This window comes from Devosia sp. 67-54, assembly GCF_001899075.1.
Lineage (GTDB): Bacteria > Pseudomonadota > Alphaproteobacteria > Rhizobiales > Devosiaceae > Devosia_A.
Window position 1 is genome coordinate 101,253 of the sequence record NZ_MKVA01000001.1, and the last position, 19,021, is coordinate 120,273.

15 protein-coding genes and 1 pseudogene are annotated in these 19,021 nt (G+C 64.5%); 11 read left to right on the forward strand and 5 right to left on the reverse strand.

The features are described 5' to 3' along the window. The first annotated feature begins 47 nt into the window (after window positions 1-47). Complete coding sequence (locus BGO82_RS00480; protein ID WP_291303570.1) at window positions 48-1,517, forward strand: hypothetical protein; 1,470 nt, start codon at window positions 48-50, stop codon at window positions 1,515-1,517. Next, window positions 1,514-2,407: a dTDP-4-dehydrorhamnose reductase gene (gene rfbD, locus BGO82_RS00485; RefSeq protein WP_291303571.1), complete on the forward strand. Its 894-nt coding sequence runs from the start codon at window positions 1,514-1,516 to the stop codon at window positions 2,405-2,407. The genes BGO82_RS00480 and rfbD overlap by 4 nt, the downstream gene beginning before the upstream one ends. Window positions 2,408-2,425: 18 nt before the next feature. Here rfbD and BGO82_RS00490 read toward each other — a convergent pair whose 3' ends face one another. From BGO82_RS00490 to BGO82_RS00510, 5 genes are all read right to left on the reverse strand, one after another. Beyond that, window positions 2,426-3,151 carry an AprI/Inh family metalloprotease inhibitor gene (locus BGO82_RS00490; RefSeq protein WP_291303572.1) on the reverse strand — a complete coding sequence of 242 codons (726 nt, stop codon included), beginning with the start codon at window positions 3,149-3,151 and terminating at the stop codon, window positions 2,426-2,428. Window positions 3,152-3,165: 14 nt separating this feature from the next. After that, window positions 3,166-3,870: a hypothetical protein gene (locus BGO82_RS00495; RefSeq protein ID WP_291303573.1), complete on the reverse strand. Its 705-nt coding sequence runs from the start codon at window positions 3,868-3,870 to the stop codon at window positions 3,166-3,168. 25 nt (window positions 3,871-3,895) lie between these two features. Continuing rightward, window positions 3,896-4,396 carry a hypothetical protein gene (locus BGO82_RS00500; protein ID WP_291303574.1) on the reverse strand — a complete coding sequence of 167 codons (501 nt, stop codon included), beginning with the start codon at window positions 4,394-4,396 and terminating at the stop codon, window positions 3,896-3,898. A 115-nt stretch (window positions 4,397-4,511) separates the two neighbouring features. Then, window positions 4,512-5,585, reverse strand: a complete 1,074-nt coding sequence (locus tag BGO82_RS00505) for a CsgG/HfaB family protein (RefSeq protein WP_291303575.1) — start codon at window positions 5,583-5,585, stop codon at window positions 4,512-4,514. An 8-nt stretch (window positions 5,586-5,593) separates the two neighbouring features. Further along, window positions 5,594-6,040 (reverse strand): curli assembly protein CsgF, encoded by a 447-nt coding sequence (locus BGO82_RS00510; RefSeq protein ID WP_291303576.1) that lies wholly within the window; start codon window positions 6,038-6,040, stop codon window positions 5,594-5,596. 732 nt (window positions 6,041-6,772) lie between these two features. Between BGO82_RS00510 and BGO82_RS00515 the strand changes: the two genes are divergently transcribed. The 9 genes and pseudogenes from BGO82_RS00515 to BGO82_RS00555 all read left to right on the forward strand — a co-directional run bounded on the left by BGO82_RS00515 (window position 6,773) and on the right by BGO82_RS00555 (window position 19,020). Then, a complete protein-coding gene (locus BGO82_RS00515; protein ID WP_291303577.1) occupies window positions 6,773-8,266 on the forward strand; it encodes a hypothetical protein in 1,494 nt (497 codons plus the stop codon). 50 nt (window positions 8,267-8,316) lie between these two features. Then, complete coding sequence (locus tag BGO82_RS00520; protein WP_291303578.1) at window positions 8,317-9,708, forward strand: hypothetical protein; 1,392 nt, start codon at window positions 8,317-8,319, stop codon at window positions 9,706-9,708. A gap of 86 nt (window positions 9,709-9,794) precedes the next feature. After that, window positions 9,795-9,899, forward strand: a pseudogene (locus BGO82_RS21030) (hypothetical protein); the annotation flags it as partial. Between the two features lie 228 nt (window positions 9,900-10,127). Beyond that, the gene (locus tag BGO82_RS00530) at window positions 10,128-11,312 is read left to right on the forward strand and encodes a hypothetical protein (protein WP_291303580.1); all 1,185 of its coding nucleotides are present in this window, start codon (window positions 10,128-10,130) and stop codon (window positions 11,310-11,312) included. Between the two features lie 266 nt (window positions 11,313-11,578). Next, window positions 11,579-13,069, forward strand: a complete 1,491-nt coding sequence (locus BGO82_RS00535) for a DUF6600 domain-containing protein (RefSeq protein ID WP_291303581.1) — start codon at window positions 11,579-11,581, stop codon at window positions 13,067-13,069. Between the two features lie 170 nt (window positions 13,070-13,239). Next, a complete protein-coding gene (locus tag BGO82_RS00540; protein ID WP_291303582.1) occupies window positions 13,240-14,379 on the forward strand; it encodes a microcin C ABC transporter permease YejB in 1,140 nt (379 codons plus the stop codon). A gap of 53 nt (window positions 14,380-14,432) precedes the next feature. Then, on the forward strand, window positions 14,433-15,551 hold the full coding sequence (locus BGO82_RS00545; RefSeq protein WP_291303616.1) for an ABC transporter permease: 1,119 nt from the start codon (window positions 14,433-14,435) through the stop codon (window positions 15,549-15,551). Then, window positions 15,548-17,185 carry an ABC transporter ATP-binding protein gene (locus tag BGO82_RS00550; protein WP_291303583.1) on the forward strand — a complete coding sequence of 546 codons (1,638 nt, stop codon included), beginning with the start codon at window positions 15,548-15,550 and terminating at the stop codon, window positions 17,183-17,185. The genes BGO82_RS00545 and BGO82_RS00550 overlap by 4 nt, the downstream gene beginning before the upstream one ends. Beyond that, window positions 17,182-19,020, forward strand: a complete 1,839-nt coding sequence (locus BGO82_RS00555; protein ID WP_291303584.1) for an extracellular solute-binding protein — start codon at window positions 17,182-17,184, stop codon at window positions 19,018-19,020. The genes BGO82_RS00550 and BGO82_RS00555 overlap by 4 nt, the downstream gene beginning before the upstream one ends. Window position 19,021: the final 1 nt, after the last annotated feature.

Consider the following 19,021-nt stretch of genomic DNA (forward strand, 5'->3'; position numbering starts at 1 on the left):
AGAAATCTAGTGGGCCAACGCCCCCGGCTCAGGTTAAGGATGGGGCCATGGACAGGGCGGCAGCCGAACGAGAAGCGATCCGACTGTGGCGCAATTTGCCGGTGCAGGACCGCCTGACGCAGCGTCAGGCGCAGGCCTTTGCCGCCATGATCGCGCCGACGCTCGAATTCGAAGCGCCCGAGAAGCGCGCCCGCATCATCGCCGACTGGCTCGAGCACGACCTCGCCAAGAGCGACATCGTGGTGGTCGACACCGGCGAGGACGACTCCGGCCACCAGCGCCTGCAGGCGCCGCCCTGGCCGACCCGCGAGGGCGCCTCGGCGCTGGCCTTCGCCATCTCGCTGCTGGTGATGATCGCCCGGCGCCCCGACATTTTGTCCAACGCCATGTTGTGGGCCGAGGACGGCGCGGTATATTTTGCCGACGCCTGGAACAGGGGCGCGCTCGCGGCCTTGTTCCTGCCCTTCGCCGGCACGCTGCAGCTCTTCCCGCGCGGGGTCTATGGATTGGCCACGCTGCTGCCGGTGCAGTTCGTGCCGCTGTTCGGCGTGTGGGCGGCGCTGCTGGTGCGGGCGGCGATCCCCGCCTTCCTGTTTTCCTCGCGTTTTCCCTGGATCGACTGGCGGGCCAAGGTGGCGGTCGCCGCGTATTTCCTGCTGATGCCGAACCTCGCCGAGGTGCACGTCAACCCCGCCAACACGCACTGGTATCTCGGCCTCTACCTGCTGGCTGTGGTGCTGGCCGACGCGCCGCGCACCCGGCGCTGGCAGATCCACGACTGGGCAGTGCTGCTGGTCGCGGGCCTTTCCGGGCCGATGATCCTGTTCGTGCTGCCGGCCCTGCTGTGGCGCAGCCTGGCGCAGCGCCACACGACGGCCGCCCGCAGGGCCTATCTCGGCGTTGCCGCCGCCCTCGCGGCGCTGCAACTGGTGCTCATCGTCGTCACGGCGCTCGGACGCGAGACCCATCCAACTTACGATACCGGCTTCTTCGCCATTCCGGTGACGCTGGTGTCGCACGTCATTCTCGGCTTCATCACGCCCAACCGCTGGATCGGTGCGCTGTCGGTGCTGGTGATCGCAGTGCCGGCGCTGGTCCTCGGCCTTGCCGTGATGATCGCGGTGCTGGTGCGTGGCGATTGGCGGGCGCGCGGTGTCACGGTGATCCCCGTGCTGGTGGTGGCGGCGGCCATCTACACGCCGATGTTCCGGCTCAGCGAAACGCAATGGGCGCCGCTGTTCGGCGTCGCGGGCGACGGCTATTTCGTGGTCACCGGCATCGCCTGGGCGGTGACGCTGGTCTATTTCTCGACCATCTACCTGCCGCGCCTGTCCAACGAAGCGCTGGCGGCGCTGGTGCTGGTCGCGGGTCTGCTGATCCTCTTCGACTTTCCGCTGCCGCCCGTCGCCGGCCCGCCCTTCGCGCCGGAGGCCGCGCGCATCGCCGCGGCGCCCGCGGGCGAGCCGCTGATCGTTCCCATTTCGCCGCCCGGCTGGGAGATGGAGCTCGACAAGTGAGGCTGCTCGTCCTGGGTAAGTCCGGCCAGGTCGGCTGGGAACTGCAGCGCGCCCTGTTGCCGCTCGGCGACGTCGTCGCCCTCGGCCACACCGAGGCGGATTTCGAGGATGCTGCGCAGTTGCGGCGCGCCGTGCAAGACGCGGCGCCCGACATCATCGTCAATGCCTCCGCCTACACCGCGGTCGACAAGGCCGAAAGCGAGCCGGACCGTGCCGACCGCATCAACCACCGGGCCGTCGGCGAACTGGCCGAGCTCGCCGCGGCGCGGGACGCCTGGCTGATCCACTACTCCACCGACTATGTCTTCGACGGGCGCAAACCCCTGCCCTATGTCGAGACCGACGCCGTCGGCCCGGCCGGCGTCTATGGCCGCAGCAAGCTCGACGGCGAGCGTGCGGTCGCGGCCTCGGGCGCCCGGGCGCTAGTGCTGCGCACGAGCTGGGTGCATGCCGGCCGCGGCCACAATTTCATCCGCACCATGCTGCGCCTCGCGCGCGAGCGCGACAGCCTGCGGGTGGTCGACGACCAGATCGGCGCGCCGACCTCGGCCGCGCTCATCGCCGACGTCACCGCCCACGCCATTGCGGCCGTTGCACGAGGCGAGCCGCCGGCGCCGGGCCTCTATCATCTGGCGGCGGCGGGTGAAACGAGCTGGCATGGCCTCGCCTGCTTCGTCGTCGACGAGGCGCTGCGCCGCGGCGCGACATTGACGACGGCGCCGGAGCGGATCGTCGCGATCCCGACCAGCCAATACCCCACGCCCGCCAGGCGGCCGGCAAATTCGCGACTCGACACCAGCAAGCTGCGCACGGCGCTCGGCATCAGCCTGCCGGATTGGCGCGTGCCGGCGGCGCGGTCGGTGCAAGAATTGCTGGCGGATCGCCTCTAGCCGAGGCCCGGCTCCGCGTCAGCCGCAGCTGTTGGCGAAGGTGACGACCGGCCAGCGGTTCTGCCGGATGGTCAGCTTGCGCAGCCAGCCGGTATTGGCACCGAGCGTGACCCGGCACCACGGGCCATCGGACGCCGTCACGCAGCGCTGCACCGCAACGCAGGTGCCGAGCTTGACTGTCCCGACCGTGTCCGCGTCGTTGCGCGGCTCGCTATGCGCATTGAGATTGACGAGCAGCTTGACCTGGCTCTGCGGCCCTTCGGCCGGCACCGACATCGCTTCGTTCTTGGCGGCGCATTTCTGCGTATAGCCCAGATAGTAGCAGTGCGACGCGTTGACCGCCGCGAGCAGCAGCCCGGCCGTGCCATCGCCACCGAGCCGCTCGAGGATGACCGGCAGGCCGTCGCCGGCGGTGCCGGTGATGCGCTTCTGGTTGCCGCCGAGCTTCACCACCGCAGCCGCCTGCTCGTCGTACAGCACGAGCTGGCTGCCCTCGATGGCCCAGCTATGGGCCGCCGCCAGCGGCGCCTTGCAGCCGTCGGCCACGACGCCGAGCTTACCGTCGGTGCCCAGATTGGACAAATCGAGCTGACAGGGCGTCGCACCCGCCGCCATGCCCTTGTCGTAGACCTGCCACTTGCCCGAGAACGCCGTTACAAAATCGGCCTGCGACTGCGCCAGCGCTGGCGATGAGACCAGCGCGGCGACAAGAACCGCGCTCCACCGACTGAGTTCTTTGAGCACGATCGCCGTCCTAGCTAGTTGTAGACCGCGAGAAGCGAGCCGTTTCCGACGATCGAGATCCCTACGCTGCTGGTAGTATTCACGACAATGGGTCCAGATCGCAGGTTGCTCCCGATCTGGGTAAGATTAGCACCGCCCGATCCGACTGAATTGACAGTCATCGATGCGATGTTGCTGGAACCGGTCTGCACGATGCTTCCAGTCGAGGCGCTCGCCAACGTCAGCGTTGCGCTGTTGTTCAGCCCGGCTTGGCTAATGTCGCCATAGCCATCGTCGACGTTCAGCGTCGCTACGTTTCCACCGCCGAGCTGCTGCAAGTCTGCATGACCTAAGCCGTTGATCGTTACCGTTGCGGTATTTGGGTTGTGCGAAGAAAGATTGAATGCATGCAGAACCAGGCCCGATAGCCCATGCCCAGTGTTGTCCTGAACAAGCGTCAACTGCCCGCATTGTTCGGGAGCCAACAGGCTCGAGCAGTCACTCTTTATGGTGATGTCTGCACTGTTGCCGGTTCCCGATTGCCTTGCGGGGAACCAAGCCGACCCGATCGACGAATAATTCGCCAGCGTCTGATCGGACAGGAAGTTGTTGCCGTCGGTGGTGCCCGGGGGCGAGTCCTGCACGAGGTACAGGGTATTGCCGTTGCCGGCGAGCGCCGGCGCCGCGAGCGCCAGCAGCATGGCTGGAGCGAGCAATGCGGGGATCAGTTTGGTCTGCAAATCAATCCCCTTTGGTGCGGGACAGTTAATTGCGCTGAACAATGCTCAGCATGTTGCCGTTGCCGTTCTGCGAAAACGAGGCGTAGTTCCCCGTGCCCATCTGCAGAATAGCCGCCTGATTGTTATTGCCGATCATCGAAGCGGTCAATGTATTGAAGCTGCCAGTTTGAGACATGGCAAACAGGTTTTGGTTGCCCGAGACCTGCAGCGAAATCATGTTATCGTGCCCGGACTGGGTGATCTTGCCCGGAACCAGCCCCGTCGCCAGGCTCAGCGACCCGCCGAAGCTGCTTCCGATCAAGCCATTCTGGTCGCCGGTGATCTTGCCCTTGACCGTGTTACTCCCGCCCTGACCGTTGAAGTCTTGCTCGATGCTCAGCGAATTGTCGTTGCCGACAAAGTCGATCGCAGCGAAATTCAGCGCATCGTTGTTGCTGACGATATAGAGCGGATTGTTGCTGGCCAGCGCAGCGCTCGACATCAGCGCGGCCGCGGCAATCACCGAAATCCCCAGAAGCGACTTCATTTTGGATACTCCCTGCTATGGGACGTATCCTGAAGTCGTCACTTGAAGGACTTGCTCGAGAATTGCCTAAAATTTGAAGCAAATTCGAGCGGCCGTTCTCCTCCTCATCCAGGTCCTAGTTCAGCACTTCGCCATTGTTGCCCTGGGACGGCGGCAGGTTCGCATCCGGCGCGCCGGTGGTCGGGGGGGCGGCCGGCGGCGTCTTGGGCCGCGCCAGCGGCGTGGTCTTCACCACGGCGGCGGCGTTCCGGGTCGCCGGCAGCGCCGGCGGCACGGCCGCGTCGGCAACGTCCTTGCCGTATTTCTCGCCGACATAATTGGCGACCAGGGTAGCGCCGGCGTCCTTGTCCTTGAACGACCAGATGTGCAGACGGCTGCCTTCCATGATCAGCGCCATCACGGCCTTGTCGATGGCGGCCTGCACCGCAATCTGCTTGGGCTCGTTGTGGGTGATGCCGGCCTCGGCCTGCAGCAGCTTGTCCATCTGCACGTAGCGGAAGACGTTGCCGTCGAGCGCCACCGAGGCGATCACCTTGTTGACGGTGATGGTCGCCAGCACTTCACTGGTCTTGGCCGAGACGGCGCGCAGCGTCACCGTGATGGTGTCCTGCGTCCATTTGGTGTTGCCGCCGATGCCGAGGAAGTTGGCGCCAGCGCCGCCGGTCAGCGTGTTGGTGTCGTAGCCGACGATGCCGCCTTCGAGCACGATGCTGGCATAGTCGAGCGGCGGCAGCACCGCCGGATCGATCGTTTCCTCGCCGCGATAGACCTTGCGCATCTCGGTGACGATCTGCCGTTCCTTCAGCAGATCGTTGAGCGCGGCGCGGTCGAACACGGTGAACCAGTAGCCGTGGCCGGCGTCCTGCAGCGCCTTGATCAGCATCGACGAGCCGCCCTGCGTCACGGCGCGCGACAGCGACTGGAAGTTGTCCTGTTCCTTGTACTGCCCCGTGAGGTCGGGGAAATCGTAGACCGCCACCTGCACGCGCTTGGCCGGCGGCGGCAGCGATTGCAGCTCGCTGTTGAGGTCTGTCTGCGGCGTCATCACCGGCGAGTAGGTGTTGGCGGCGAGCGAGGCGGCCTCGCCGGCCGGCAGGGTGGTGGCGCAGCCGCTCAGCGCAAGGGCGAGCAGCGATCCAGTGACGGCGGTGGCCAGCACGCGAACGCCGGGGAGTGAAGTCAGGGTCATCGGCGCGCTCAGGGTGAGGTGACGAGTTGCGGGACCGAGATCAGCGTGACCTGGCCCGTGGTGGTATCGGTGATGGTCAGGTCGATCGAGTGAGTGACGTCACTGCGATCGAACACCACGATGGTGCTGCCGAAGGTGATGGTGCCGTGGTTCTGCGGGTTGCTGCCGAAGATCGCGTCGGTCACCTGGCTGGCCAGCGACGACAGCAGCCGCCCCTCGAGCTGCGAGATGAACAGGTCGACATTGCTCTGCGACGTGCTGGATCCGGTGCCGCCGGTGCCGCTGCTGGTGTCGGTCTTGGGAGCATCCGAAGCCGTCGCGGTGCGCTGCGCGCTGGCGATCGCGAGCAGATGCGAGGAATTCAGCGGGTTGCCGCCGAAGGTCGGGTTGATCGGTGTGTAGACCAGGTCCGACCCCATCGCCGGAGACGCCAGCAGCGTTCCCACGAAAAGCACGATCAAAGCTCGATTCAAAACATCCCCCTGACGACGGCGCCCTGGCCACCACGGTCCGGTGCATCCATGCCCCGACCACAACACAACTCAAGAACAGCCGCCGCCTGCTCCCCGATCGACTGGCCCGCTCCTGCCGGTGGCCAGCCTCAATTGTTCTTTCCCGGACTCAATATTCCGACGGCCACGTTAGTTGGGAAGCGTGCCGCCATGCAAGCGCCGCATCAAGCATTCGTCCGCCTGCCGCGCTCGGCGACACTTTATGTTCAAGATATGTAGCAGCTACGTCACACCCTTAATTCTTCCGACTCCTGATAAATCCAGCGTTCGACCGGTTGCATTCGGCAGGGCCTGAATTGTCACTGATGACAACGATGCTCATTTTGCGAATCTACTTGACGATGATTTACTATTAATAAAGCATTCACCTTGCCGGTTAGCAGTCTGTTGATACTGTGGCGGTGTTCGACGGCTCCGGGCCTGTCCCGCCGCTGTCGTGCGAATCGACGCAAGGCCGGCAAACGGCTGCGCAGAGAACAGGAAGGGTCAGCCTGGTCCGCTCGCCGATTGCGGGACGACGGCAGGCATAGTGGAGGGACGAGCGGCAGTTTGCGCCGCACTGCCGAAGCGGTCGGCAGAATCTCAGTCAACAGTCAAGGCACCCAGCAACGCAGGTTTCGCTCTTGAGCGGGCATGCGCCCCTAAAGTCGCGGCCAAGGGCCGCTCGAGGAATACATGAGAACACGTCACGTAGTTGCAACGACCGTCGCGCTCAGCGGACTTCTAGCCGCAGGCACCGCCTTGGGCGGCGACAATAACTTTGCGGATGTGCAGCAGGACGGGGGTTCGAATAGTGCTAGCGTCGATCAGGACGTCGGCGTGCGGCACCAGACCTACCTGAAGCAGAACATCGGCCCGAACAGTGCCACGGTTACGCAGATATCGAATTCCAACTCCCCGTATTTCACGCCCCAAGGCAACCGATTTGGCCGTGCTGGTGACTATGCGCTCCAGCAAGGGTCTTCGAACACGCTGGTGCTGACGCAAAGCTTCGTCGGAAACAATGGCAACGAGGTTGGCACGTCGGGCCAGGGATTCGAGCAGACCGGCAACAACAATGACGCGACCATACTTCAATATGGGTCGCGCAACCTCGCGCTCGAGGTACTCCAGTCGGATGGAAACAAGCTCTCAGTGACACAGGGGCGAGCTGGCAGCGGCTATCTGAGTAACTATGCCTATAACCGTATAAACAGCATCAAGCAAACGAACACCGGCGGCGCCCAGAACCAAGCGACGATCATTCAGCAGGGCGTTGCTGATGCTGGCGTGATGAACAAAATCGGTTCCCTCGTTCAGTCGGGGTCCGGCAACGACGTGCAGTTGACTCAGACCGGCAAGCGCAATGCCCTGGGAACGGTCTCGCAGCAGACCACGGGTAACCATATCAGCCTGTCGATCACCGGCAACTACAATGGCAGCGACGGTGTGGACGCGCTGAACGAGCAGGTCATCGGCTCGTTTGCGACGCTGTCGCGCGGCTTCACCGCCGCATCTGCCGTCACGCAAGGCTCCGTTATCCAGAACGGCAGCAACAACCAACTGGATTACGTCATAACCGGCAACAACAATCTGTTCGGGTTCTCGCAGACCTCCTCGAACAATATTGTCGGCGGCAGCATCGGCAGCTCCCGCAACCAGTTGACTATCTCACAGACCGCTACTGGCGGAACCGGGCACAGCGAAGCAACCGTCAATATCTCTGGCGGCGACTACAATGATATCGCTGTGGGGCAGTCAATCGGAGGTGGCACAAAGCTCGCAGTCGCCACGATTGACGTCGATGGCTCGAACAACAGCCTCAACGTCGTCCAAGGACAGATCGGCAATGGCCGAAATTCTCTGATCGACGTGTCTATCGATGGTGACTTCAACAACTCGGTCAAGTTGTTCACCACCGGCAACGCCGCCTACCAGGCGCTTGGAAACTCTTCGCACCGGCTCGCCGGATCGGGGCAAATCCAGCAGGGTGGATCCGGCAACCAACTCACCTACGACCTGACCGGAAGCTACAATCAGTTCGCGTTCTATCAAACGAGCACGAACAATACGATTGTTGGATCGACTGTCGGCAACAATAGCCAGACGGTCGTCAACCAGACCGGTCCAAACAATACTGCCAATTTCTCGCAATTTGGTGGCGGAAACGTCATGGGTGTTATGCAGTAATCGAGGAACTCCACTTCAGGCAATCAACAGTTTACTAGGGAGAAATAGAAATGAACCTCAGAATTGCTCTTCTCGGCGCCACCGCGCTGACCGTGCTCACCGCGTCAGGCGCTCTCGCCGGCAGCAATAACGAAAGCTACATCACCCAGAGCGGTGGTTCGAATTCCGCGTCGGTGACGCAGAGTGCGGGCAACAACAACGACGCCGGCCGCACCGGCGACTATATGAGCCAGAACGGCAGCAACAACGTCCTGAAGATCGTGCAGGACGGCGATAGCGGCTCGATTGGTGTTATTAACCGGACCGATCCGTACAACACCCCTGGTCATTCCCCGCAATACACAATTACTTTTCAAGGCGTGGACCAGAACAGTTCCGGTTCGGGAAGCAATAGCGCCGATCTGACCCAGCACGGCATGAGCAACACCATTGGCGATCTGCAGCAGACGGCTCTGTCGACTGCCGGCGGTAACCAGGCAACTACCGTGCAGTCTGGGTCGGGCAACTACATCACTCATCTGTGGCAGGAGCAGGTTGCCGGCGCCGCCGCGACCAACGTGGCCAACATCACCGAGTCGGGTACCGGCAACGTGATCGATCGCGTTGATCAGAAGGCGCAGGGCACTGGATCGGCTAACCAGATCATCGCCAACATCTCCGGCACCAACAACGGTAAGGACGACCTCACCGGTGTCGGTGGATTCTACGCATCCCGTGGCTTCGCGGCAGGTGCTACGCCGAGCGCCCTCATCCAGAACAACTATGGCGGCACGCTCTACGGTGCCGCATACGCCGGCAACATCTCCGACAACTACATCAACCTTCAGGTGTCCGGTGCCGACAACAAATTCGGCCTGACCCAGAAGGGATACTCGAATTCGGCCGGCACTCTCACGATCACCGGCAGCAACAATATGTTCGGTAGCTATCAGGAAGGATATTCGAACGTCATTTCTGCTGGCGCTATCGCTGGCAGCGGTAACGACATCGGCATCTGGCAGAGCGGCGGCGCCAACACGGCTCACGTCTCTGTCCTGGCCTTCGGCAATGACTACAACCAGCTGAGCATCGGCCAGAGCGGCTATAACAACGACGCTTCTGTCGACATTACCGGCTCTAACAATGGTGCAGGCAGCTTTGGCAGCAATGTCGCCGGAGCCTTGGTTCTGACTAATACGCATCTGTCAAACGGATCGCTGTGGCAGGATAACTCCTCCTCGAGTTCGTCGCTTGGCAACCACGCCTCGTACACCGTTTTTGGCGACAGCAACGACTTTGCGCTCGCCCAGATCGGTGATCAGAATCATATCACCGGCACCGTCGGTTCGTCGGGTTCTCCGTCCGGCAACAACGCCGCAGCCGTACTGCAGGTTGGCAATGGAAATACTGCCAATTTCAACCAGGCCGGCGCTGGCGGAAACGCTGTCGCAATTAGCCAGTAATCCAAGTCGAGAGGCCGCCGCGGCGGCCTCTCGATATCTATCGTTAGCGCAGCCGCTTTTCTTGACGTCCTTCTAAAGGCCTCCCGATGACAGCACGCATTTTCTTCGCCGCGGCCGTCGCGCTAGTGCCAACGGCCGCTCTGGCCGACAATAATCTGGGCAATATTGTCCAGGACGGAGGGACCAACAAAGCCACGATCGAACAGACCGGAGTTGGAAACAGCGCCGGCAACGCCAGTAATGACATCGAGCAACGTGGCGATGACAATTTTCTTCGCCTGATACAGTCTGGCGACGACAACAAGGTCGGCATTTCGGGCCAAGGGCTGTTGCAGCGGGGCATCCGGTCCGACGATCGGGCCGACTCCAACCACACCGAAATCATCCAGAACTCCAACGGCAACAGCATCGGCGAGTTGGTGCAGACCACCGAGGGCGCGCATGCGACCACCGGCAACACGGCGACGGTGACGCAGGACCTGCATGGGCTCAACACCATCGTGTCGCTCGAGCAGGTGCAGGGCGCGCATGCCGGCTCAAACATCGCCACGGTGACGCAGACCGGGACCGGCAACTGGCTCGAACTGCTGTCGCAGGTCGCGACGCTCAACGAAGGCAACAACACCATCGTGTTCGAGGCCAAGGGCGACCACAACGGCGTCCGGACCGACGGCACGGGCCGCGGCGATCTCGGAACGCTGGCGCGCGACAGCGGCGCGGCATCGGCGACCCTGATGCAGGGGCTCGATTCGTCCGGTGGCGCCGGCAATTTCATCCAGCTCTCGCTGGTCGGCAATTACAACCAGTACGGCATGACGCAGCTCGGCAGCGACAACAGCGCCGGCGTCACCATCTCGGGACTGAGCAATTCGTTCGGCAGCTACCAGCTCGGCCGGCATAACCAGATCACCACCGGCGGCATCGCCGCGGACGCGAACGACATCGGTCTGCGCCAGGTAGGCGAAAGCAACATCGCCTCGGTTGTGCTCAACAATCACAGCACGCACAACGAAATCGCGGTCGGCCAGGACGGCGACAGCAACCATACTCGCATCGAGCTGCTGGGCACCGGCAACATGTTCGGCGTCAGCCAGACCGGCTGGAACCATCAGGCGACGATCAACGCCACCGGCGCCAACAATCTGATCTACGCGATCCAGGCGAACGACGTCGTCACCGCCAATCTGGGCAATGTGCTGACCGTCTCCATTCTGGGCGACGGCAATAATGGGCTCAGCGGCGGGGCGCTCCGCAGCTTCACCGGCGACGCGCTGCAGTTCGCGTCCCTCGCGCCCAGCCTCGCCTCCAGCCTCGTTCTCGCGCCGGACCTGTTCGGGGTCATCGGGTCGCGGCCATCGAACTTCATGCTGATCCCCGGCGCGTTGATCCAGGTGGGAGCCAGCAACAGCATCGATATCGACGTCGGCGGCATCACCACCTCGAACAACAATCTCTTCGCGGTGCTGCAAAGGGGCGATCGCAACAGCACCAGCTTCACCATCAATGGCAATTTCAACCAGGCGATTGCTCTGCAGGTAGGCGACGATAACGTCGCGGCGGCCTATATCGAGGGCAACTCCAATCTCGTGGCGATCAGCCAGTAGCGCCGGCGGCCAGGCGGGCTGCTAGCCCGCCGGCAGTTCGCGCTGATTTCGCGCCTCTGCCGCAACCATCCCGGCAGAGCGACATTTTCCACCGCATATGGAGCATCGGCAGGCGGAGGTGATCCGCGCGTGCCGGCCCGGCTGCCGCGTCGCCCGCGGTCCGGGCCCGTGTCCCCGTTGCTCCGCAGAGCGGGCCGAGCCTCCGCTCTCTCCCGTCATCGCCCTCGCCGCCCGCCGGCGCGACGGGCCAGTCGAAAGGATTGTCCATGCTGTCCGCCAAACCCCTGCTCGTCGGCCTTGCCGCCGCCACCGCCCTGTCGTTGTCACCGCTGAGCTTCGGCCCGCTGCCGATCCCCGTCGGCGTCGGCGTGGCGCAGGCAGCGGCGACGGTGAAGATCGACATCTTCTTTTCGCCGCTCGCCAAGTATGGCGTGTGGGTCAAGCATCCGAAATACCGCTACGTCTTCTGCCCCAGGGTCGACGCCGGATGGCGCCCGTACAGCCACGGCCACTGGATCTACATGAAGAATTACGGCTGGTATTTCGCATCGGACGAGCCGTTCGCCTGGGCCGTCTACCACTACGGCCGCTGGTTCCACCAGGCGCGGCTCGGCTGGTGCTGGGTGCCGGGCAATGCCTGGGCAGGCGCCTGGGTCGCCTGGCGCAAGAGCGACAGCTATCTCGGCTGGGCGCCGCTGCCGCCGACGCGCGACGGCTTCTCGGTCAATGTCGACATCTCGACCGGCGAGCCGCCCAAGGACGACTGGGTGTTCGTGCCGACCAAGCAGTTCCTGCAGCCGAAGCTGTCGAGCGTGGTGGTGTTCGGTGACCGGGAGCCCGACGTGTTTCAGCAGACCAATTTCGTCGGCCCGGTGGTGGTGCAGAACAACATCGTGGTCAACAATGTCATCAATATCAACTTCATCCAGCAGCAGACCAATCAGAAGGTGACGGTGGTCGAGCCCAAGCCGGTGGATGATCCGTCGCAGGCGGCGGCCGACGCCAGCGGCAACGCCGTGGCGGTGTTCGCACCGCAGATCGCCGAACCGGACCAGAACGCGGCGCCGCAGCAGGCCGTCGACGAAGACCAGGCGGCGCAGGAGCTCGGCCAGCCCTCCTCGGCCGCGTCCAGCGAGGAGCCGTCGTCCGCGGCGTCGAGCGCCCCGGCCTCGTCCGGCGAGGCGTCGTCCTCGGCGGCCTCGAGCGCGCCGGAATCCAGCGCTGCCTCGTCCTCGATGCCGGCCAGCGAGGCGAGTTCCAGCGCGCCCGCATCATCGTCGGCCAGCGAGATGAGCTCCAGCGCCCCGGCCAGCAGTTCGGCGGCGTCCAGCGCAGCCAGCTCCGCCGCGTCGAGCAGCGAACCGAGCTCGGCCGCCTCCAGCGCACCGGCGTCCAGCGCGTCCTCGTCGCTGCCTCCCAGCGAGGCCTCGAGCGCGCCGGCTTCCTCGGCAGAGCCCTCGAAGCCGCCGGCCTCGAGCAAGCCGGCAGCGTCCTCGCCGGTGAGCGCGGAACCGTCGTCCGTGGCGGCGCCGCCGCCCACCTCCGAGCAGCCCCCGGCCAGCTCGAAGCCGAAAGCCGCGCCGTCCAGCGAAGAGGCCGCCCCGTCCTCGGCTCCGGAAAAGCCGGCGAGCTCGCTCGAATGCCCGAAGGGCTTCGAGATCGTCGACGGCAAGTGCGTGCCGATCGACTCGTCGGCCAAGAAGGGGGGCGAAGAAAGCGCCCCGGCGGAGACCGAGCCGTCGTCGGCGGCGCAATAACAATCGGTTGATCGATCCGAAAATGGGCGGTTCCGGCCGCCCATTTTGCGTTGAAAGCGCCCGGTCCGGCAGGTCCGTGCCGAAACACCACATGCGCGGCCGTCATTTCTCTGTCACAAATCGACCACGGGCGCCGGCTACGCCCGCTTTTGTCGACCCGCGGAGCCTGAATGGGCGCCTACATCGTCCGCCGCCTGCTGCTGATGATCCCCACCCTGTTCGGGATCATGGCCATTTCGTTCGCCATCACGCAGTTCGCGCCCGGCGGCCCGGTGGAAGAGCTCATCGCCCGGATGACGGGCAACAGCGTCGCCGCCACCGCCCGCATCACCGACAATCGCAACGAAACCGGACTGCCCGGCGGCAGCCCCAAGAGCGTCGTTACCTCTACTGCCGGAGGGCCCGGGGGCGAGCAGGTCTCCACGTCCGGCTATCGCGGCTCGCGCGGGCTCAGCGAAAAGTACATCGCCCAGATCCGCGCCAAATTCGGCTTCGACCGGCCGCCGCTCGAACGTTTCGGCAAGATGCTGTGGGACTATCTGCGCTTCGATTTCGGCCGCAGCTTCTTCCGCGACATCTCGGTCATCGACCTGATCAAGGAAAAGCTGCCGGTGTCGATCACGCTGGGGCTGTGGATGACGCTGTTGAGCTACGGCATCTCCATCCCGCTCGGCATCGCCAAGGCGGTGCGCGACGGTTCGCGCTTCGATTTGTGGACGAGCTCGATCGTCCTCGTCGGCTACGCCCTGCCCGGCTTTCTGATCGGCATCCTGCTGATCGTGCTGTTCGCCGGCGGCTCGTTCTGGAACATCTTTCCGATCAAAGGGCTGGTGTCGTCCAATTTCGACAGCCTGAGCTGGCCGCAGAAGATCCTCGACTATCTCTGGCACATCACGCTGCCGATCATCGCGATGGGCCTCGGGGCGTTCGCCACCGCCACCTTCCTCACCAAGAACTCGTTCCTCGACGAAATCCGCAAGCAATATGTGGTGACCGCCCGCGCCAAGGGGCTGAGCGAAGGCCGCATCCTCTACGGCCACGTGTTCCGCAACGCCATGCTGATCGTCATCGCTACCTTTCCGGCGGCGTTCGTCTCCGCCTTCTTCACCGGCTCGCTGCTGATCGAAACCACCTTCTCGCTGGATGGGCTGGGCCTGCTCGGGCTCAATTCGGTGATCAACCGCGACTACCCGGTGGTGTTTGCCACGCTCTACATCTTCTCGCTCGCCGGCCTGTTCATCGCGCTCATTTCCGACCTCACCTATGCCTGGGTCGATCCGCGCATCGATTTCGAGAGCCGCGCCGTATGATGGCGGCGGCGCTGAGCTTCACCCGGCCGGTCTGGGCCCCGGCCGATGCCGCGATGTCGGCCCCCGCTCCGGCCAAGCCGGCGCTGTCGCCGATCACACGGCGGCGGTTGCGCATCTTTCTCAGCAACAAGCGCGGAAGCTGGTCGCTGTGGCTGTTCCTGCTGCTCCTGGTGGTGTCGCTGTTCTCCGAGTTCATCGCCAACGACCGGCCGATCCTTGCCTCCTACAAGGGCGAGCTGCTGTTCCCCTTCGCCGTCGACTATCCCGAGAGCAAGTTCGGCGGCTTCCTCGCCACCACCAATTTCCGCGACCCGGTGAACCGCGAGGAGATCGAAGCCAATGGCTGGATGCTGTGGCCGCCGATCCACTATTCCTACGATACCGTCGACAACAGCCTGCCGGTGCCCACGCCGGCGCCGCCGAGCTGGACGATGAGCACGGCCGAACGCTGCTCGGGCTACGCCCAGGGTGTCGACGATCCCGACTGCAGCAGCGGCAACATGCATTGGCTGGGCACCGACGATGTCGGGCGCGACGTGGTGGCGCGCCTGCTCTACGGCTTCCGCATCTCGGTGCTGTTCGGCTTCGCGCTGGCGGGGCTCTCGTCCATCGTGGGCATCGCGGTCGGCGCCATTTCCGGCTATTTCGGCGGCTGGACCGACCTGCTGATCCAGCGCTTCATCGACATCTGGACCTCGGTTCCGTCGCTCTATGTGCTGCTGATCATCTCCAGCGTGATTGCGCCCAGCTTCTGGTCGCTGCTGATCATCCTGCTGCTGTTCTCCTGGGTGACGCTGGTGGGGCTGGTGCGCGCCGAATTCCTGCGCGTGCGCAATTTCGAATATGTCGAAGCGGCTCGGGCGCTGGGCGTCTCCAACTTCACCATCATGCGACGGCATCTGTTTCCCAACGCCATGGTGTCGACGCTCACCTTCCTGCCGTTCATCCTGTCGGGGTCGGTGACGACGCTGACGGCGCTCGATTTCCTCGGCTTCGGCCTGCCGCCGGGCTCGCCCTCACTGGGCGAGATGCTCAACCAGGCCAAGGACAATCTCGGCGCGCCGTGGCTGTCGCTTTCGGGCCTCATCACCATCTCGCTGATGCTGGCGCTGCTGATCTTCATCGGCGAAGCGGTGCGCGACGCGTTCGATCCGCGCAAGAGCCTCGCATGAGCGCGCTGCTCGAGATCGACGATCTCACCATCGACTTCCGGCTCGACGGGCGGCTGGTCCATGCCGTGCGCGGCATCTCGTTCACGATAGAGCCGGGGCAGACGCTGGCGCTGGTCGGCGAGTCCGGCTCGGGCAAATCGGTCACCGCCGCGTCGATCCTGCGGCTGCTGCCACCGTCGGCCGAGGTCGCGGGGCGCATCGCCTTCAAGGGCCAGGATTTGGCGCGCGCCTCCGACCGGCAGATGCGCGGCATCCGGGGCGACAAGATTTCGATGATCTTTCAGGAGCCGATGAGCTCGCTCAATCCGCTGCATACGATCGAGCGGCAGGTGAGCGAGGTCCTCAGCGTGCATCGCGGGCTGGGCCGCGCCGCGGCACGCGCCCGCACGCTGCAATTGCTGCGGGACGTCGGCCTTGCCGACGCCGAGCAGCGGCTCGACGCCTATCCGCACCAGCTTTCCGGCGGGCAGCGGCAGCGGGTGATGATCGCCATGGCGCTCGCCAACGAGCCGGACCTGCTGATCGCCGACGAGCCGACCACGGCGCTCGACGTCACGGTGCAGGCGCAGATTCTCGATCTGCTCAAATCGCTGCAGGCGCGGCTCGGCATGGCCATGCTGTTCATCACCCACGACCTCGGCATCGTGCGCGAGATGGCCAGCGACATCTGCGTGATGACCGAGGGGCAGATCGTCGAGCGTGGGCCGACCGCGCGGATCTTTGCGGCGCCGCAGCACGCCTATACGCGCAAGCTGCTCGAGGCCGAGCCCAGGGGATCGCCGCCGGCGCGCAATCCCGACGCGCCGATCGTGCTCGCGGCCGACGGGTTGCGCGTGTGGTTCCCCATCAAGCGCGGCCTGTTCCGCCGCACCGTCGGGCACATCAAGGCGGTGGATGGCGTCGACATCGCGCTGCGCGAAGGGCAGACGCTCGGCATCGTGGGCGAGTCCGGCTCGGGCAAGACCACGCTCGGGCGCGCCCTGCTCCGCCTCGTGTCGTCGGAGGGGCGGATCGTGTTCCTCGGCACCGACCTGCAGTCGCGCTCCTGGGCGCAGATGCGGGCGTTGCGGCGCGACCTGCAGATCGTCTTCCAGGACCCGTACGGGTCGCTGTCGCCACGGCTGACCATCGCCGCCATCGTCGCCGAAGGCCTCGCCGTGCACATGCCGGACCTCAGCGATCGCGAGCGGCAGGTTCGGGTCGAGCGCGCGCTCGCGGAGGTCGGTCTCGACCCGGCCCTCGCCGACCGCTACCCGCACGAGTTTTCGGGCGGCCAGCGCCAGCGCATCGCCATCGCCCGCGCGCTGGTGCTCGAGCCGAAACTGCTGGTGCTCGACGAGCCCACCTCGGCGCTCGACATGAGCGTGCAGGCGCAGGTGATCGACCTGCTGCGCGAGCTGCAGCGGCGGCACACGCTCACCTATCTGTTCATTTCGCACGATCTGCGCGTCATCCGGGCGCTGGCGAACGAGGTGCTGGTGATGAAGGAGGGCAGGATCGTCGAGCGCGGACCGGCCGACGCCATCTTCGAGGCGCCGCAGACCGACTACACGCGCACGCTGCTGGCCGCGGCGTTGCATACGCAGCGGCCGGGCGTGCTAGACTTTACCGAGACTCTGGAGGCCCCGCCATGAAAGCTGTGCTGCTCGCCGCCGCCCTGTCGCTGGCCGCGTTCCCCGCTATCGCCGACCCGGCGCAGAACGGGCCGTGGCTCACCGCGCTGTCGCTCAGCGGCGACGCCAAACCGCTGGCCGAGCACTGGGACTACGTGAACCCCAACGCGCCAAAGGGTGGATTGGTGCGGCTGAGCGCGCTGGGCGGCTTCGACACCTTCAACCCGATCCTGCCGGAAGGGGAGTCCGCCTACGGCCTCGGCCTCGTCTACGAAACGCTGATGACGGGGTCGATGAGCGACTCCAATTCGTCCTATCCGCTGATCGCCGACGCCTTCGCCTTCCCGCCCGACATCTCGTCGGCGACCTTCCGTATCAACCCCAAGGCGAAGTGGCAGGACGGCACGCCGGTGACCCCCGCCGACGTCAAATGGTCGTTCGAGCAGGAGGTCAAGCTCAACCCGAATTTGCAGCAATACTGGCAGGACGTGAGCAAGGTCGACGTCACCGCGCCGGACCAAGTCACCTTCTTCTTTTCGACCAAGAACAACCGCGAGCTGCCGATCATCCTTGGCCAGGTCATGGTGCTGCCGCAGCATTGGTGGGAAGGCAAGGACGCCAACGGCAAGCAGCGCGACATCGGCGCCTCGACGCTGGAGCCGCCGATGGGCTCGGGGCCCTACAAGATGGCCTCGTTCAGCGCCGGCTCGTCGATCACCTATCAGCGCGATCCGGGCTATTGGGGCGCCAGCGAGCCGACGCAGGTCGGAATGAACAATTTCGACACCATCCGCTACGAGTATTTCCGCGACCCCGACGTCGCCTTCGAGGGCTTCAAGGGCGACCAGTTCGACTGGTGGAGCGAGAACCGCGCCAAGCGCTGGGCCACCGCCTACGATTTTCCCGCCGTGCAGCAGGGCAAGGTGGTCAAGGAGCTCTATCCGCAGACCTATGCCGATGCCGGTGTGATGGTGGGCTTCATCCCCAATCTCAGGCTCGACAAGTTCAAGGATGTGCGGGTGCGCAAGGCGCTCAACTACGCCTTCGACTTCGAGAGCCTCAACAAAACGCTGTTCTACGGGCAGTACCAGCGCATCGATTCGTATTTCTACGGCACGCCCCTGGCCTCCTCCGGACTGCCGCAGGGGGCCGAGCTCGCCGATCTCGAAGCGGTCAAGGACAAGGTACCGCCCGAGGTATTCACCGCGCCCTACACCAACCCTGTCGCCGGCGATCCGCAGAAGCTGCGCGCCAATCTGCGGCAGGCGCTCGACCTGCTCACCCAGGCCGGCTACCACCTCGACGGCAATCGGCTGGTCGATGCCAAGGGCACCCAGCTCAGCTTCGAGATCCTGCTCAACGGCCCGACCATCGAGCCGGTGGCCACTGCCTGGCAGACCAACCTCACCTCGATCGGCATCGCCACGACCATCCGCTTGGTGGATTCCGCCGAATACATCAACCGCATGCGCAGCCGCGACTTCGAGGTCACCTACAATGGCTGGACGCAGAGCCTCAGCCCCGGCAACGAGCAGAATTTCTTCTTCGGCTCGAAGGCGGCGACCGATCCGGGATCGTCCAACTATGCCGGCATCGCCGATCCCGGCATCGACGCGCTGATCAACGACGTGGTGTTCGCCAAGGACCGCGACGCGCTGCTGGCCGCGACGCATGCGCTCGACCGGGTGCTGCTCGCCAACGCCTACATCGTGCCCTCCTACACCAACCGCGACGACCGCATCGCCCATTGGGACCGCTTCGGCCACCCGGACAATCTGCCGAAATACTCGATCGGCTTCCCCGATATCTGGTGGTACGACGAGGCCCGGGCGGAAAAGACGGGCAAGGCGCGATAGC

What these genes read in the sequence shown, in the direction of transcription:
- BGO82_RS00550 (WP_291303583.1), top strand. Translation starts at nt 15,548, where the DNA reads ATGAGCGCGCTGCTCGAGATCGACGATCTCACCATCGACTTCCGGCTC.
- BGO82_RS00480 (WP_291303570.1), top strand. Translation starts at nt 48, where the DNA reads ATGGACAGGGCGGCAGCCGAACGAGAAGCGATCCGACTGTGGCGCAAT.
- BGO82_RS00555 (WP_291303584.1), top strand. Translation starts at nt 17,182, where the DNA reads ATGAAAGCTGTGCTGCTCGCCGCCGCCCTGTCGCTGGCCGCGTTCCCC.
- BGO82_RS00540 (WP_291303582.1), top strand. Translation starts at nt 13,240, where the DNA reads ATGGGCGCCTACATCGTCCGCCGCCTGCTGCTGATGATCCCCACCCTG.
- BGO82_RS00500 (WP_291303574.1), bottom strand. Translation starts at nt 4,396, where the DNA reads ATGAAGTCGCTTCTGGGGATTTCGGTGATTGCCGCGGCCGCGCTGATG.
- BGO82_RS00545 (WP_291303616.1), top strand. Translation starts at nt 14,433, where the DNA reads ATGTCGGCCCCCGCTCCGGCCAAGCCGGCGCTGTCGCCGATCACACGG.
- BGO82_RS00535 (WP_291303581.1), top strand. Translation starts at nt 11,579, where the DNA reads ATGCTGTCCGCCAAACCCCTGCTCGTCGGCCTTGCCGCCGCCACCGCC.
- BGO82_RS00520 (WP_291303578.1), top strand. Translation starts at nt 8,317, where the DNA reads ATGAACCTCAGAATTGCTCTTCTCGGCGCCACCGCGCTGACCGTGCTC.
- BGO82_RS00505 (WP_291303575.1), bottom strand. Translation starts at nt 5,585, where the DNA reads ATGACCCTGACTTCACTCCCCGGCGTTCGCGTGCTGGCCACCGCCGTC.
- BGO82_RS00515 (WP_291303577.1), top strand. Translation starts at nt 6,773, where the DNA reads ATGAGAACACGTCACGTAGTTGCAACGACCGTCGCGCTCAGCGGACTT.